Origin of the sequence: Streptomyces sp. NPDC003247 (assembly GCF_042888135.1) — a bacterium.
Taxonomy (GTDB): domain Bacteria; phylum Actinomycetota; class Actinomycetes; order Streptomycetales; family Streptomycetaceae; genus Streptomyces.
In genome coordinates this window covers 14,059-30,558 of record NZ_JBIAPF010000013.1, presented here as the reverse complement: position 1 = coordinate 30,558, position 16,500 = coordinate 14,059, and the positions used below count along the sequence as shown (strand labels likewise).

Below are 16,500 nucleotides of genomic sequence, written 5' to 3'. Positions count from 1 at the left end.
TTACCCGAGGAAGACGTGAGGGGACCGCACGGGACCGTGTGCGACCGCGCGGGACCGTGTGCGACCGCCTGCGACCGTGCGGGACTGCGTGCGACCGCCTGCGACCGCGCGGGAACGCGGTCGGGGCTCAGACGCAGCCGTCCTCGGCGGCCGTGTTCCCGCGGAAGACGGGCGGGGACGGGCTCGGCGAACGGGACGCGCCGTCGCCGGGCGGCTCCGCGGAGCCGGGCGCCGAGGAGCCGCCCCGCGCGACCCGCACCGGCGCGTCCGCCCGCAGCAGGCCGAAGAGCCGCTCCGCCTCGGGCTCCACCAGCTGGTCACGGTTGGCGTTGTAGACGTACGACTCCCGGGGAACGGTGAGGAACCGCACCCGGTCCGTGGGGATGTCGCGCAGGCCGCGCACGAGCCGGTACAGGCCGCGCAGGCTCGCCAGCTCCGGGTCGGTGGTGAGGGCGGACGTCGCGGCGTCCAGCACGGGATACAGCTTCGCGGGGTTCAGCAGGACGTCGTCGCTGCGCACCTTGTTGACGAGCGCTCCGAGGAACCGCTGCTGCCGGTCCATGCGGTCGGTGTCGCTGCCGTTGCCGAGCGACTTGCGGGCGCGCACGTACCCGAGGGCCTGCTCGCCGTCCAGGGTCACCCGGCCCGCGGGCAGCCGCAGCTTGGCGGCCTTGTCGCGGACGGGCTCCTTCAGGCACACCTCGACCCCGTCCACGGCGTCGACCATCTCCTTGAACCCGCTGAAGTCGACGACCATGTAATGGTCGATCCGGATCCCGGTCAGCTTCTCCACCGTGCGGACCGTGCACGCCGAGCCGCCCGTCTGGAAGGCGTAGTTGAACATCGCGAACATCGGTTCGGTCCGGCTCCCGTCCGCGCGCCGGCAGGCCGGCACGTCCACCATCAGGTCGCGGGGCAGGGAGACGGCGGTGGCGCCGCGCCGCCCGGCGGCCAGATGCAGCAGGATCGTCGTGTCCGACCGCTCGGTGCCCGAGTCCCGCCCGTACGCGCGATTACCGGAACCCGAACGTGTGTCCGATCCGATCAGCAGGATGTTCCGGGCGTCCTTCACCAGCGCCGTCGGCCGCTCCTGCGCGTACCGCGCCAGCTCCGCCGCGGCGGCCTCGTCGGGCGTGATGTTCCCCTCGAGCTTGGCGTACACCGCCCACCCCGCCACCCCGGCCCCCACCACGAGCACGGCGGCCGCCCCCGCCCCGTACCGCACCCACCGCCGCCGGCGCCGCCGCGCGGACCCCGCCCCCCGGGCGGAGGCCCCCACCCCCGGCCCGAGGGGCCCGGCTGCGCCTGCGTCCCTTCTCACGCCGCCCTCCCCCTCCTGCCCGCGGTACGGACACACCGCCCGCCCGCCCTGCCAACGTCTCGTGGTGCTCCCACAACGTCTCGTGGTGCTCCTACGACGATGGCGCGGGCGGGGTGGGGACGCGGGCGGGGGTGGGCCGAACGGGTGCCCTGCGGCGGGGCGCCCGCGGCGACCGGTCCTTGGACCGGCCGTCCTCGGACGGGGGGTGCCGGGCGGGTGGTCACCGGCCGTCCTCGGACGGGGGGTTGCCGGGCGGGTGGTCACCGGCCGGGCGGTGGCCGGGCCGGTGGTCACCGGGCAGACCGTCTCCGGGGTGACGCCGTCCGGGCTCGCCGTCTCGGGGCCGACCGTGCTCGGACCTGCGGCCTTCGGGCCGGCCGTCTTCGGGCCGGCGGTTCCTCTTGGTCGATGGCCTCTGGGCCGGCTGTCTAGGGCCGACGCCCTTCGGGGCCGGTTGCTCGGGCTGTCGGCGTCCGGGCTGGATGTCTTCGGGCCGGCGGTTCCCGCGGGGCCGACGGCCTCCGAGGTGGCCTTCCCCGGGCCCTCCGGGTCGGCCGTCGCCGGGACGATGCCCTTCCCGGCCGACCGTCCCGGGAACGACCGTCCCCCGGCCCGCCGCCCCCCCCAGGGCGCCCCCAGGGCCTCCGCCGCCGCCCCTACCGTGCCGTGGCCGACACCCGTTCGCTCTCGATCCGCCGGGCCACCGTGTCCTCGGTCGCCTGGTCCAGGTGCCGGCAGAGGACGACGGAGCCGCCGCTGGCCAGGGGGGCGTACAGACCGGCGCTGAGGCCGTCCCAGGTGTCGTAGGGGAGGGCGGACAGAAGGCGGGAGCCGGGGCCCGTCAGGCCGAGGCCCGCCGCGTCCGCGCGGGCGCGCTCCACGATCTCCGCGCCCGTGTACTCCGCGCCCGCCACGATCAGCGCGGGCTCCTCCGGGTCGACCGGTGCGTACGGGACGAAGCGGTCGCCGTGGCTCGGGACGTCCACCGCGTAGTCGGCGTACCCCTCCGGCGGCGCCGGCACGAAGCGCCGGCCGAGGGGCGCGAGGGAGAGCGCGTACCGCTCACCCCGGCAGGCGAGCCCCGCCTCGAACAGGCCGGGCCCGGCCACGACATGGTCCGCGCGCGCGGGATCACCGGCCACGTCCGCCACGGCACCGACGGACGAACACGCCAGCAGCCACACCGCCGTCTGCCAGTGCGCGGGCAGCAACAGCGCGACGCGGTCGCCCGGTTCGGCGGACAGGCCGTCCTGGAGGAGGTTCGCGGTCTTGGCCACCCAATTGGCGAAGGTGGCCACGGACAATTCGACCCGCTCGCCGGTGGCGTCGTCGTAGAAGGTCACCAGCGGGCGCGCGGGATCCGCGGCGAGCGCGGAACGCAGCAGGTCGGCAGGGGTGCGATCGGTGGCGTTCACCCGCGCAAGCGTACGCGCCGCCCGCGCCGGACACCCGCCGCCGGGCCACCGGTTCGGCGCAACGAAGGCGACGGACCGTCAGGTTCTCGATGTGCGGACGCGCTGGGGCGGTGCCCAGGATCAGTGCCATGCGTGGATTGCTTGCTACCTCGATCGGCGTCACCTGCGCGGCGGCTCTCGCCCTCCCGCTGACGCCGCCCGCCATCGCGGCGACGGCGCCGCCCGCGCCGGCCGCGGAGTCGGCGACCGCCGCGGCCCGGGCCATGAGCCCCGCCGCCCCGCTCCCCGGCAGCACCCGGTCGCTGCCCCTGACCCCCCTCGCCCGTGACCGCGCCCCCGGCGCCGAGCAGGGCCTGCCCCGCAGGGACGTGGCCCCCTTCTCCCTCCTGGGCGTCGTCTGGGACGACCCGGACGCGGAACTGCACGGCCGGGTCCAGGCCCGTACCCGCGCCACCGGCACCGGCACCTGGTCCGGCTGGCAGGACCTGGAGACCCACAACGCCGACCACAGCGCCGACCCGGAGACGGCCGAGCGCGCCTCCGGCCGCGTCCGCGGCGCCACCGCACCCCTGTGGGTGGGCGCCTCCGACGGCGTGGAGGTCCGCGTCACCCCCACGACCGAGGTCCGTGACGAGGACACCGCCCGAGGCCCGCGTACGGCGAGCTCGGCCGCCCCGCTCCCCTCGGGCCTGCGCCTGGAACTGGTCGACCCCGGCCGGTCCGACCCCGCGACGGCCGCTCCCGGCCACGCGCCCGTCGGCCCGCCCCGCAGCCACTCCCTGACCGCCCCCCTCCCCGTCGACGCGCCGGACACGGCTGCCACGACGACCACCGCGACCACCACCACCGCGACCACCACCGCGACGACGACCACCACGACGACCACCGCGGCGAACGCCGCCTCCGCGGCCAACCTGGACCTCGCCCCCCTCGGCGCCACCGCGATCCCCCCTCTCGACCGCGCCGGCACCGAACGCGAACTCCTCACCCTGCGCGGCGCCGACCTGACGAGCAGCCAGAGGGCCAAGCCGTACATCGGCCCCCGTCCGGGCATCGTCACGCGCCGCGGCTGGGGCGCCGACGAGAGCCTGCGGGAGAGCGGCTTCCGCTACACGACGAAGGTCAAGGCGGCCTTCGTGCACCACACCGCGTCGGGCAACAACTACACCTGCTCCCAGGCGCCCTCCGTCATCCGTGGTATCTACCGCTACCACGTCAAGAGCATGGGCTGGCGGGACATCGGCTACAACTTCCTCGTCGACAAGTGCGGAACCATCTACGAGGGCCGCGCCGGGGGAGTGACCAAAGCGGTCCTGGGTGCCCACACCCTCGGTTTCAACAGCAACAGCATGGGCATCGCGGTGATCGGTACGTTCTCCTCCACCAAGCCGGCCGCCTCCGCGGTGACGTCCGTCGCCCGTCTGACGGCGTGGAAGTTGGGTCTGTTCGGGGCCAATCCGGTCGGAAAGACATATCTGAAGTCCGGCGGTGGCAATCTCTACGCAAAAGGTAAGAACGTACGACTGAACGTGATCTCCGGTCACCGGGACGGCTTCGCCACGGAATGCCCAGGAAAGCAGCTCTACGGCAAGCTCGGCTCGGCCCGCTCGACAGCCGCCCGCTACCAGGGCCGTTGACGCGGGCCCGGGCGCCCGGGGCCCGGGGAGGCCCCGGCGACCCGGAGGACGCGGAGTCACGTCCAGCGGGGGGCACATTCCACCAGCCGTCGGGGGGACAGCGCATGGGACACCGCATGCCACACCGCACGGCCATCGAAGTTGCCACGCAACGGTCTGCATACACTGGCCGGCCGAAAGACAGTTCGGCCGGTCCCGGCAGGAAGCAGAGACGAAGGTGACAGAAGCGATCCTCCTGGTCGGCGGCAAGGGCACCCGGCTGCGCCCGCTCACGGTGCACACGCCCAAGCCCATGGTCCGGGCGGCCGGCGTGCCGTTCCTGACGCACCAGCTGGCACGGGCCAGAGCGGCGGGCGTGGACCACATCGTCCTCGCCACCAGCTATCTGGCGGAGGTCTTCGAACCGCACTTCGGCGACGGTTCGGCGCTCGGCCTCCACATCGAGTACGTCACGGAGGACGAGCCCCTCGGCACCGGCGGCGCGATCCGCAACGTCGCCTCCCGCCTGCACTCGGGCCCCGACGACCCCGTCCTCGTCTTCAACGGCGACATCCTCACCGGCCTCGACATCCGCCGGCTGGTCGCCACCCACGAATCCACGTGCGCGGACGTCTCCCTCCACCTCACCAAGGTGACGGACCCCCGCGCCTACGGCCTGGTCCCCACCGACGGGACGGGCAGGGTGCTGGCCTTCCTGGAGAAGCCCCAGACCCCCGAGGAGATCGTCACCGACCAGATCAACGCGGGCGCGTACGTGTTCCGCCGCTCGGTCATCGACACGATCCCGCAGGGCCGCCCGGTCTCCGTCGAGCGCGAGACCTTCCCCGACCTCCTGTCGGCGGGAGCGCACCTCCAGGGCATGGTCGACTCCACGTACTGGCTGGACCTCGGTACCCCGGCCGCCTTCGTGCGGGGCTCCGCGGACCTCGTCCTCGGCCGGGCCCCCTCCCCGGCGGTCCCCGGCCGCTGCGGCGACCGCCTGATCCTGCCGACGGCCACGGTCGCCCCCGACGCGAAGCTGACGGGCGGCACGGTGGTCGGCGAGGGCGCGTTCGTCGCCGAGGGCGCGCGCGTCTTCGGCTCCACGATCCTGCCCGGCGCGGTGATCGAACCGGGGGCGGTCATCACCGACTCCCTCATCGGCACCCGCGCCCGCGTCGGCGAACGCTCCGTCCTCACCGGCACGGTCATCGGCGACGGCGCGGTCGTCGGCCCCGACAACGAACTCCGCGAGGGCGCCCGCATCTGGTGCGACGCACGCATCCCGGCGGGCGCGGTGCGCTTCTCGTCGGACCAGTAGGCGGATCGTTCATCCGGGCGGGGCTCATCCCAGCCCGTCCGGCGCTCGAGGACGAGGCCCGTCCAGGGCCGGAACGGGGGCCCGGGGGCGGAGCCCCCGAGGACGGGACGGGAAGGGGCGGCGGGGGCGAAACACCCTCGACGCCCACCCCGTACCGCAGCCACCGCACCCCGCACCCGCACCCCGCACCCGCACGCCCCCCTCACCACCGCCCGATGTCCCCCACCGGCATCCGCGGCCCCCGCCGGGGCGGCACCCGCCCGCTCAGCAGGATCAGCCGAGCCGCCCGGTGCCGCTGCCCCGCGTACGGCTCCAGCAGCTCCAGCATCGCCGAGTCGTCCGCCGACCGGTCCCCGGCCAGCGCCCACCCCACGATCCCCGGCAGATGCAGATCCCCCACGGTCACCTCGTCCGGCGCGCCGTGACTGCGCTGCACCGTCTCCGCCGACGTCCACGGCCCGATCCCCGGTACGACCTCCAGCCGTGCCCGCGCGGCCGCCGGCTCCATGCCGACGGTCTCCTCCAGCCGCCCCGCGACCCGCACCGCCCGCAGGATCGTCGACGCCCGCTTGTCGTCGACCCCGGCGCGATGCCACTCCCACGACGGGATCAGCGCCCAGGCCCGGGGCGCCGGCATCACCCACAGCCGCCCGCCCGCCGGCCCCGGCGCCGGTTCCCCGAACGCGCGCACCAGCAGCCGCCACGCCCGGTACGCCTCGACGGCCGTGACCTTCTGCTCCAGGACCGACGGGATCAACGACTCCAGCACCAGCCCGGTCCGCGTCAGCCGCAGCCCCGGCCGCCGGTGCCGCGCCGTCGCCACCACCCGGTGCCGGGGCACGAAGGCGGCGGGATCGTCCGAGGCCCCGAGCAGCTCGGGAAGCCGCTCCAGCAGCCACTCCGCGCCGGGCCCCCAGGCCTCCCCGCGCACCGCACCGCCCCCGGACGCCGCGACGACGCGCAGGGTTCCCGGCCCGGCGGGCGTCAGGCTGGCCCGCCACACCGACCCGTCGGGCATCGCCCGGAACGTCGGATCGCCGGGCCCGCGCCGGAGCGGCCCCAGCACCAGCCCGAGGTCGAGCGGCCCCTCGGGCACCCAGGTCCGCACCCGCCCCGCCCCGGAACCCGCCTGCCGCGGCACCCCCGCGGGCACGACGACCTGCCCCCCGCGCACGGTCGTACGGGTGGGCCGGGGAGCGAATCGTCCTGACACGGGTGACGTCCTGGGGCAGCGGCGAAGGAGCGGAAGCGACCCTACGAGGGTAGGCGCACACGGCGGAGAGCACGCGTGTCGGAACAACGACACGGCCGCCGCGTGTCTCACCGCACCTCGACGAACGCCCCCGCGTCCCGTTCCGCCCGGGCCTTCGGCTCCTCCGCCGGATGGCCGACAGCGACCGCGCCCATCGGATCCCACTCGCGCGGCAGCTCCAGCGCCTCCCGCACCACGTCCCGGCAGAACATGGTCGACGACACCCACGCCGAGCCCAGCCGCTCCCCGGCCAGCGCGACCAGGAAGTTCTGCACGCCGGCCCCGGCGGCGACCACGAACATCTCGCGCTCGGCCGCGTCCCGCCGGGCGTCCCCGTACGGGTGCGCTCCGTCCGTCACCAGGCAGGGGACCACCAGGTACGGCGCGTTCCGCAGGACGTCCCCGCGGCGCACCCGCCGGGCGACGGACTCCTCGCTCCTGCCGTCCCGCCGCAGATCCGCGATCCAGGCGTCCCGCATCGCGTCCAGCAGCCGGACCCGCGCCCCCTCCGACTCCAGCAGCACGAACCGCCACGGTGTGGTGTGGTGCGGCGCCGGCGCGGTGACCGCCGCGGCGACGGCCCGCCGTACCGCACCGGGGTCCACGGGCTCGTCCGTGAAGGAGCGCACCGTCCGACGCTGGGTGACGGCCAGCCGGACCGCCTCGGACGTACCGAGCCGGAACATGTCGTCGCGCGCGCCGCGCACCATGGCCCGCGCGCCGTCCCCGTCGCCGTCGGCCACCACGTGCGGCAGCCCGCGCACGACGGCGACCGGCAGCCCGGCCGCCTTGCCCTTGACCAGGTCGCCGGCGGCGGCCAGTTCGTCGGCGGTCGCCACGACGGTCGCGCCGAGCGGATTGCCGTACGCGTCCGTGCCGCCGCGCAGGTCGTCCAGGACGCGGACGCCGGCGGCGCCGATCGCCACGTCCGTGAGCCCCGCGCGCCAGGGGCGTCCGAAGGTGTCGGTGACGACGACCCCCACGTCGACGCCGAGGGCGGCGCGCAGCCCGTCGCGGATCGCGCGCGCGGAGCCGTCCGGGTCCTCCGGCAGCAGCAGCACCGTCCCGGCGGGCGTGTTGGAGGCGTCCACGCCGGCGGCCGCCATCACCAGGCCCAGCCGGTTCTCGACGATCCGCAGGGTTCCGCGCCGGGCGACGACCCGGACGGTCTCGGCGTCGATCGCGGCCTCCCGGTCGTCCGCCCGGACGACACGGCCCTCCGCCTTGGACACGATCTTCGAGGTGACCAGCAGCACGTCCCCGTCGGCGAGCCCCGGCTCGGCGGCGGCGATCAGCTTGGCGAGGTCGTCGCCGGCCCGCACCTCGGGCAGACCCGGCACGGCCCAGACCCGGTAGCCGTTCCCCTCCGCGCCGCTCACGCCCCCCGCACCTCCTCCGCCAGCGCCAGCGCCTCCCGGGCCATCTGCGCGGCGGCGTCCACGTCGGTCATCATCAGCGGTACGGCCCGGCAGCGGATCCCGGCGGCCTCGACCCGCTCCACCGTGCCCGCGTCGACGGTGTCCACGAGCCAGCCGTCCAGGAGCCCCGAGCCGTAGTGCTCGGCGACCGCCGCGGCCGTGGACTCCACGCCGACCGCCGCGAGCACCTTGTCGGCCATGCCGCGCACGGGCGCGTCCCCGACGATGGGGGACAGGCCGACCACCGGCACCCCGGCGCCGGCGATCGCCTCCCGGATGCCGGGCACGGCGAGGATGGTGCCGACGGAGACGACCGGGTTCGACGGCGGGAACAGGACGACGTCCGCCTGCGCGATCGCCTCCAGGACGCCCGGCGCCGGCTTCGACTGCTCGGCGCCGACCGGCACGATCGCCTCGGCCGGCACCGACGCCCGCAGCCGGACCCAGTACTCCTGGAAGTGGACCGCCTTGCGCTCGCCGTCGACCCGGACCGCGACGTGCGTCTCGACCCGGTCGTCCGTCATGGGGATCAGCCGCACGCCGGGCTTCCACCGGTCGCACAGCGCCTCGGTCACCGCGCTCAGCGGGTATCCGGCGCCGATCATCTGCGTCCGCACGATGTGGGTGGCGAAGTCCCGGTCGCCCAGCCCGAACCACTCGGGCCCGACGCCGTACGCCGCGAGCTCCTCCTTCAGGTGGAAGGTCTCCTCGGCCCGCCCCCAGCCCTGCTCCTCGTTGATGCCGCCGCCCAGCGTGTACATCACCGTGTCGAGGTCGGGGCAGACCTTCAGCCCGAAGAGGTGGATGTCGTCCCCGGTGTTGCCGATGACCGTGACGTCGGCGTCCGGCACGGCCCGCTTCAGACCACGCAGGAACCGGGCACCGCCGATGCCGCCTGCCAGAACCACAATGCGCATGGAAACAGTGTGTCAGCCGGCCCGCCGGCCCGTTGAGGGGCGGGGCGGGGTGAGGGGCGGCACGGCGTACGGGCGGGCGCGTGGCCGCGCGGGTGCGCCGGTACGCCCGTGCGCGGGTACGCCCGTGCGTCGGGCGCCCGCGTGCCGGACGGGTCCGTGCCGGGAGGGTCCGTGCCGGGACGGTCCGCCTCGGGAGGGTCCGCGTCGGGACGGTCCGCCTCGGGAGGGCCCGCGTCAGGCGGTCACGGCATGCGCCCCGGCGCGCTCCCCGGCGCGTCCGTCGCAGTGCGGGGCGGTGTGCATGGGCATCTCGGTCAGGCCCGGGAAGTAGACGTGCAGGCTGACCGCGGGCTCCAGCGCGTCGTTGACGACCTCGTGCACGTAGCCCGGGGCGAACACCCGCTGCGCCCCCGTCGCCAGCGCTCGCTCGCCGCGGCCGGTGCGCTCGGTCAGCGTGCCGTTCAGGACGGTGAGCACCCCGGAGGAGCGGCCGTGGTCGTGCCGCCCGCTGCCCTGGCCGGGCACCCAGGACAGCAGCCACACCTCGTAGCCGGGGCCGGTGCTCAGCCGGTGGTACCAGCGGGCGGTCGCGTCGTAGCGGACGAGGTGCTCCCACCGGGAGCGGTCGGCGGCGAGGGAGCGGGCCAGGCCGACGAACTCGGCGACGGTGGACGGGTGCTCGCGCGGAGCCTGGAGGAGGTGCGGGACCTCGAGGATGTCGCCGGCGATCTGGAGGTCGCTGTCGCTGTTCATGGGTGCGGTGGTTCCTCGGCGGGAGACGAGACGAGCGGGGGTGTCGCGTACCGTCCGCCCGGGTCACGGGCGGGAGGGATGCCCGGGTCCGGGCGCGGGAACGGGCGGCCGGGCCTCGGTGGGCCCGGTGTCAGCCGGAGCGCGTTGGGCTCAACAGCTGGAACAGCAACAGCTACAGCGAGCGCGGGCAGCACCGTGGGACCCGGCGGTGCGGGTCGAGGTGAGTGCCAAGTTCGCGAGCATGCCCACTAGGACACCGGTTTACACCTGCGGTGTCAACTCGGGGATCGGCATGTGGGACCGGTTCATCTCTTCCGGTTCATCTGTGAGGCGAAAGGTTTGTGCATGCCGTCACCGGGACACATGGCGTCCAAGCCGGGCGCGTGGGCCTCGCCGGGATCCCGGGATCGACTGTGATCCGGTTCGCTTCCGCTCGCGCGTCGGAACGGGATCGAACCTGTGAGCGTCCTTTCTCGTACGGGTGTGTGCGAGACCTCGGGCCCTCACGGGGGCCTCTCTGCGTGTCGAGGTTTATGCCGATTTGAACACTTACCGCACGGCCTTGGTTCCGCAGAGTGAATAAGGGGCCCAATAGCAGATCCCGGCTTGACTCGCCCGGAGCAGCACACTTGTAATTTCACTCGTGTCGTTCAGCCGTGATGGGTAAACGGCCACGTCACGGGGACGCGAAAGACAGAGCGAGGGGCGCACATGACCGAGCTGGTGCAGCAACTGCTGGTCGACGACGCGGGCGAGGAACTCGGCTGGCAGGAGCGCGCGCTGTGCGCCCAGACCGACCCCGAGTCCTTCTTCCCCGAGAAGGGCGGCTCCACCCGGGAGGCCAAGAAGGTCTGTCTCGCCTGCGAGGTCCGCTCCGAGTGCCTGGAATACGCCCTCGCCAACGACGAACGCTTCGGCATCTGGGGCGGCCTCTCCGAACGGGAACGGCGCCGGCTGAAGAAGGCGGCCGTCTGAAGGCTGAGGAAGGCGGCTGTCCGAAAACCGCCCTTCCGCGACAGCACGACGTCACGAACGGCCCGTCGCAGGTGGGTTATCCACAGGCGGCGGGCCGTGGTCATGCCCAGCCGATAGTGTGGTCGCTCGTCCGAGACGCCCCGCCGCCCCCACACGGCGCAGGTGTCCACCACAGTCCACCGAACCGGGGCCCGTACCTCGATGTCCGTGCACAGCCATACGGCAGCCCAAGAGGCCGCTGCCACACCTGAGTTCCCGCGTCATGTCGTGACCGCGGTGCTCGTCTCCCACGACGGCGCCCGCTGGCTGCCCGACGCGCTCGCCGGCCTGCTCGGCCAGGAACGCCCCGTCCAGTCCGTCATGGCGGCCGACACCGGCAGCGCGGACGACTCCGCCCAGCTCGTCACCGACGCCCTCGGCGCCGACCGCGTCCTGCACCTCGCCCGGCGCACCGGATTCGGCCAGGCCGTCGAGGAAGCCCACCGCACGGCACCCCACCTCACCCCTGAGGAACTGCCGTACCTCAAGCGCCCCAGCGGCTGGGACCCCGTCACGCGCACCTGGCGCGACGACGCCTACGACCTGCCCGAGCTCCCGCACGGCGAACCCGTCCAGTGGCTGTGGCTGCTGCACGACGACTGCGCCCCCGAACCCGACGCCCTGGCCGAACTGCTGCGCGTCGTGGACAACGAACTGGAGCTCGGCCGCGACGACGTGGCCGTGGTCGGCCCCAAGCTCCGCGGCTGGTACGACCGTCGCCAGCTCCTGGAGGTCGGCGTCACCATCGCCCACTCCGGCCGCCGCTGGACCGGCCTGGACCGCCGGGAACAGGACCAGGGCCAGCACGACCACGTCCGCCCCGTGCTGTCCGTGTCCACCGCGGGCATGCTGGTCCGCCGCGACGTCTTCGAGGAACTCGGCGGCTTCGACCGGCGCCTGCCCCTCATGCGCGACGACGTCGACCTGTGCTGGCGCGCCCACACCGCCGGCCACCGCGTCCTCGTCGCCCCCGACGCCGTCGTACGGCACGCCGAGGCCGCCTCCCGGGAGCGGCGCGCCGTCGACTGCGCGGGCCGCACCACGGCCTCCCCCCACAAGGTCGACAAGGCCGGCGCCGTCTACACCCTCCTCGTCAACAGCCGTACGGCACTGCTGCCCTGGATCCTGGTCCGCCTGGTCCTCGGCACGCTCCTGCGCACCGTCGCCTACCTGGTCGGGAAGGTCCCCGGCCAGGCCGTCGACGAGATCCGCGGCCTGCTGGGCACCCTGCTGCGGCCCGAGCGGATCGTCGCCGGCCGGCGCCGGCGCGGCCGCCCCCAGGTCGACAAGGACGAGCTGCGCCCCCTGTTCCCGCCGCCCGGCGCGACCGTGCGGGCCACCGTCGAGCAGGCCGCCGGCAGCCTCCTCGGCGCCTCCGACGCCGAGACCACCACCGGCGCCGGCCGGCACGGCGGCGCCATCGAGTCCGGACCCGGCGGCGACGACGCCGACTTCCTGGAGATCGAGCAGTTCGCCCGCCTCAAGCGCATCGCCCGCAAGCCCGGCCCGGTGCTCTTCCTGGTGCTGCTGCTCGTCTCCCTGGCCGCCTGCCGCAACCTCCTGGGCAGCGGCGCGCTCGCGGGCGGCGCCCTGCTGCCCGCGCCCGCCGACGCCTCCGAACTCTGGTCGCGCTATCTGGACGCCTGGCACCCGGTCGGCGCCGGCGGCACCCCGTCCGCCCCGCCCTACCTCGCCGTCGTGGCCCTGCTGGCCTCCCTGCTGTTCGGCTCCACCGGACTCGCCGTCACCGTCCTGCTCGTCTGCTCGGTGCCCCTGGCCGGCCTCACCGCCTACTTCGCCTCCCGGCCCCTCGTGGAGTCCCGCCTCCTGCGCGCCTGGGCCGCCGTCGGCTACGCCTTCCTGCCCGCCGCCGCCGGCGCCCTCGCCGGCGGCCGCCTCGGCACCGCCGTCCTGGCCGTCCTGCTGCCGCTCATCGCGCGCGCGGGCGTCGCCGCGAGCGGACTCGCCCACTCCTCCGGGGCGCGCGGCAGCTGGCGCGCCACCTGGGCGTACGCGCTGCTGCTGACGGTCACCACCGCGTTCACGCCGATCGTGTGGCCCATCGCCCTGGTCCTCGGCCTCGCCGTCCTGGCCGTGCGCCGCACCGACATCACCCCCTACGGACTGCGCTTCCTCGCCCAGCTCGGCACCCCCCTGCTGGTCCTCGCCCCCTGGTCCCTGACGCTGCTGCCGTTCGGCTTCTTCACTGAGGCCGGCCTGGAGTACGGCCCCTCGGCGGCCACCGCGACCGACCTGCTCGGCGCCAGCCCCGGCGGGCCCGGCACGGTCGACGGACTGATGCTCATCGGCGTCGTCCTCGCCGCCCTGGCCGCCCTGCTGCGCTCGGAGCGCCGGTCCGGCGTCCTGGCGGCCTGGGCCGTCGCCCTGGTGGGCCTCGTCTTCGCGGTCCTGTCCAACAGCTCCGCCTGGGCCGGCCCCGCCACCCTCGTCTACGGCATCGCGCTGCTGGCCGCCGCCGTCATCGGCGCCGACGGCGCACGCGCGCGGGTCGCCGAGCAGAGCTTCGGCTGGCGCCAGCCGGTCGCCGCCCTCATCGCCTTCGCCGCCGCCGCGGGCCCGCTGCTCGTCGCCGCGGGCTGGGTGATCGGCGGCGCCGACGGGCCGCTGGAACGCCGCGACCCCGTCCAGGTCCCCGCGTTCGTGGCCGAGGAGAGCGGCACCCGCGACCAGGCGCGCACCCTCGTCCTCGACAGCGACTCCACCGCCCACGTCGGCTACATGCTGGTCCGCGGCTCCGGCGCCCGCCTCGGCGACGCCGAACTCGCCTCCGCCGACGGGGAGAACGCCACGCTCGACAAGGTCGTCGCCAACCTCGTCGCCGGCTCCGGCGCCGACCAGTCCGACCAGCTCGGCAAGTTCGCCGTGCGCTACGTCCTCGTCCACAAGGGCGCGCCCCGCGAGGTCACCCGCGTCCTCGACGCCACGCCCGGCCTGTCCCGGCTCAGCCAGCAGGACGGCAGCGCCCTGTGGCGGGTGGACCAGGAGGTCTCCCGCGCGGCCATCGTCACGGCCTCCGGCAAGGGCACCCCGACCGCCGTCGCCGCGGGCCCGGTCGAGATCCACACCACGATCCCCGACGGCTCCGACGGACGCGTCCTGCGCCTGGCCGACGCCGCCGCCGACGGCTGGACGGCCACGCTCGACGGCGAGCCGCTCACCCGCACCACCGTCGACGGCTGGGCCCAGGGCTTCGAACTGCCCGCCTCCGGCGGCCGGCTCGACGTCACCTACGACGACCCGATGACCCACACCCTCTGGCTGTGGGCGCAGGGCTTCCTCGCCCTGGTCCTCGTCGTCCTCGCCCTGCCCGGCCGCCGCCGCGACGTCGACGACGACCTGCCCGAGGAGCAGCTCGTGCCCGCCCAGGCCACCGGGGAGGGCCGCCGCGCCCGCCGGCTGCGCGCCCAGGCCGAGACCGAGGAAGCCGCCCAGGACGAGGAAATCCCCTCGCCCGCGCCGGAGGAGACCCCGGTCACGGTGCCGCGGCAGCAGACGCCCGCCGACGCCGCGTGGGACACCCCGAGCTACGCGGCCGCCGAGTACGGCGCCCCGGCCGGCGAGCAGCAGTACCAGGACACCCGGCAGCAGTACCCGCCGGGCGCCTACGACCAGCAGTCCTACGACCCCTACCAGGCGGGCCAGTACGACCCGTACGCCTACGACGGCCAGGCGCAGACGGCGTACGACCAGAGCTACCAGCAGGGCTATGACCCGGCGTCGTACGGCCAGGGCGGCTACGACCCCGCCTACGACCCGGCGCAGCACCCCCACGGCACCGGCAGCGAGCGCCCCGACGGGAGCCAGCAGTGAACCGCACCACCCTGTCCCTGATCGCCTGCACGGCCGCGCTCGCCGCCGTGACCGGCCTGGCCACGCTCACCGAGCCGGCCGCCCCCGCCGCGGACACCGCCAAGGCGGCCGCCGTGCTGCCCGTGGAGCGCACCAGCCTGCTGTGCCCGCAGCCCAGCAGCTCCGACCTCGCGGAGACGACGTACACGTCCTTCACACCGGTCACCGCGGGCACGGACAGCGACGGCACGGCCGAACTCCTGGCCGCCACCACGGAATCCGCCGCCGACGACAGCGCGACGGACGACGACAGCGCGACGGACGACGACAGCGCCGCGGACGACACGGAGAAGGACGACGAGGAGCAGGACGACGCGGAGAAGACCGCGGCCGAGCCGGTCCTCACCCCCAAGGCCCCCGGCACGCCCGTCACCGCCGAGGTCTCCGGCGGCGACTCGCCCGCGCTCCTGGGCACCGCCGAGGGGAAGTACGCACCGGGGTGGACGGTCCAGGAGACCACGCAGGTCTCCGCCGGCACCGGCCGCGGCCTGCTCGGCGTCACCTGCACCGCGCCCGACACCGAGTTCTGGTTCCCGGGCGTCAGCACGGCCGCCGACCGCACGGACTACGTGTACCTCACCAACCCGGACGACTCCGCCGCCGTCGCCGACATCGAGCTCTACGGCCCGGACGGCGCCGTGACGACCACGGTGGGGGAGGGGCTGACGGTCCCCGCCCGGTCCAGCGAGCCGATCCTGCTGTCCACGCTCACCGACGAGAAGCAGGACGACCTCACCCTCCACGTCAACGTCCGCAGCGGCCGCGTCGGGGCCGCCGTACAGGCCCTGGACGACAAGCTCGGCGGTGACTGGCTGGCCGCGTCCACCGACCCGGCGGGCAGCCTGGTCGTGCCCGGCATCCCCAAGGACGCCTCGGCCGTCCGCCTGGTCGCCTTCGTGCCGGGCGACGCCGACGCCGACCTGAAGGTCCAACTGGCCTCGGGCTCCGGCCTGATCACCCCCGCCGGACACGAGACGCTGCGCATCAAGGGCGGCATGACGACCGCGGTCGACCTCGGCGACATCACGCGCGGCGAGCCCGGCTCGCTGGTCCTGACGCCCACCGGCGGATCGGTGCCGGTCGTCGCGGCCGTCCGGGTCGTCCGCGGCGAGGGCGAGAAGCAGGAGTCGGCGTTCATCCCGGCCGCCGCCGCCGTCGGCACGCGCGCGTCCGCCGTCGGCAACACCGCCAAGGGCACCACGCTCTCCCTGACCGCACCCGAGGGCACCGCCAAGGTCAAGGTCACCGCCTCCGCCGGCACCGGCGGCGGAACGGCGGCCTCCAAGACGTACACGGTCAAGTCCGGCACCACCCAGGACGTCGAGATCCCCGTCCCGGCCGGCCTGAAGGGCACCTTCGCCCTGACCGTGGAACCCCTCACCGACACCCCCGTCCACGCCGCCCGCACCCTGGCCGAGTCGGTGGACGGACTGCCGGGCTTCACGGTCCAGACCCTCCCCGGCGACCGGGGGACGGTGGCGGTACCGGAGGCGGACGAGGACCTGACGGTGCTCCAGAGATGAGGACCGGGCGGCGCGTCCGGAAGTGACGGCGCCTCAGGCGCGGGCCACGGCCGCGGCGGCGGGCGGACGCACACCGTCCG

Annotated in this window: 11 protein-coding genes; 5 read left to right on the top strand and 6 right to left on the bottom strand. The window is 75.0% G+C overall.

Going from position 1 to position 16,500, the window contains the following annotated elements; genetic code table 11:
• Positions 1-127 precede the first annotated feature (127 nt).
• Positions 128-1,321, bottom strand: coding sequence for an LCP family protein (locus tag ACFYWQ_RS34525; RefSeq protein ID WP_389522091.1), 1,194 nt, complete (start codon positions 1,319-1,321; stop codon positions 128-130).
• A gap of 656 nt (positions 1,322-1,977) precedes the next feature.
• Positions 1,978-2,736, bottom strand: coding sequence for a TIGR03089 family protein (locus tag ACFYWQ_RS34520; RefSeq protein ID WP_389522089.1), 759 nt, complete (start codon positions 2,734-2,736; stop codon positions 1,978-1,980).
• Between the two features lie 128 nt (positions 2,737-2,864).
• On the opposite strand from ACFYWQ_RS34520, the gene ACFYWQ_RS34515 reads away from it, so the two are divergent.
• Together ACFYWQ_RS34515 and ACFYWQ_RS34510 are read left to right on the top strand one after the other, a co-directional pair.
• Positions 2,865-4,373: a peptidoglycan recognition protein gene (locus ACFYWQ_RS34515; RefSeq protein ID WP_389522087.1), complete on the top strand. Its 1,509-nt coding sequence runs from the start codon at positions 2,865-2,867 to the stop codon at positions 4,371-4,373.
• Between the two features lie 217 nt (positions 4,374-4,590).
• Complete coding sequence (locus tag ACFYWQ_RS34510; RefSeq protein WP_389522085.1) at positions 4,591-5,673, top strand: sugar phosphate nucleotidyltransferase; 1,083 nt, start codon at positions 4,591-4,593, stop codon at positions 5,671-5,673.
• Between the two features lie 202 nt (positions 5,674-5,875).
• Here ACFYWQ_RS34510 and ACFYWQ_RS34505 read toward each other — a convergent pair whose 3' ends face one another.
• From ACFYWQ_RS34505 to ACFYWQ_RS34490, 4 genes are all read right to left on the bottom strand, one after another.
• Entirely contained in the window at positions 5,876-6,886 is a 1,011-nt protein-coding gene (locus ACFYWQ_RS34505; RefSeq protein ID WP_389522083.1) for a DNA-3-methyladenine glycosylase family protein, read from the bottom strand.
• Between the two features lie 107 nt (positions 6,887-6,993).
• Positions 6,994-8,304, bottom strand: coding sequence for a coenzyme F420-0:L-glutamate ligase (locus tag ACFYWQ_RS34500; protein ID WP_389522081.1), 1,311 nt, complete (start codon positions 8,302-8,304; stop codon positions 6,994-6,996).
• A complete protein-coding gene (cofD, locus tag ACFYWQ_RS34495; RefSeq protein ID WP_389522080.1) occupies positions 8,301-9,260 on the bottom strand; it encodes a 2-phospho-L-lactate transferase in 960 nt (319 codons plus the stop codon). Before cofD ends, ACFYWQ_RS34500 begins: the two co-directional genes overlap by 4 nt.
• Before the next feature lie 234 nt (positions 9,261-9,494).
• The gene (locus tag ACFYWQ_RS34490) at positions 9,495-10,013 is read right to left on the bottom strand and encodes a cysteine dioxygenase (protein WP_389522078.1); all 519 of its coding nucleotides are present in this window, start codon (positions 10,011-10,013) and stop codon (positions 9,495-9,497) included.
• Between the two features lie 711 nt (positions 10,014-10,724).
• Here ACFYWQ_RS34490 and ACFYWQ_RS34485 point away from each other — a divergent pair.
• The 3 genes from ACFYWQ_RS34485 (at position 10,725) to ACFYWQ_RS34475 (ending at position 16,420) form a co-directional block, all read left to right on the top strand.
• Positions 10,725-10,988, top strand: a complete 264-nt coding sequence (locus tag ACFYWQ_RS34485) for a WhiB family transcriptional regulator (protein WP_030792866.1) — start codon at positions 10,725-10,727, stop codon at positions 10,986-10,988.
• Positions 10,989-11,189: 201 nt separating this feature from the next.
• Positions 11,190-14,858, top strand: a complete 3,669-nt coding sequence (locus ACFYWQ_RS34480) for a glycosyltransferase (protein ID WP_389522076.1) — start codon at positions 11,190-11,192, stop codon at positions 14,856-14,858.
• A complete protein-coding gene (locus ACFYWQ_RS34475; protein ID WP_389522074.1) occupies positions 14,855-16,420 on the top strand; it encodes a DUF5719 family protein in 1,566 nt (521 codons plus the stop codon). The genes ACFYWQ_RS34480 and ACFYWQ_RS34475 overlap by 4 nt, the downstream gene beginning before the upstream one ends.
• The last annotated feature ends 80 nt before the right edge of the window (positions 16,421-16,500 follow it).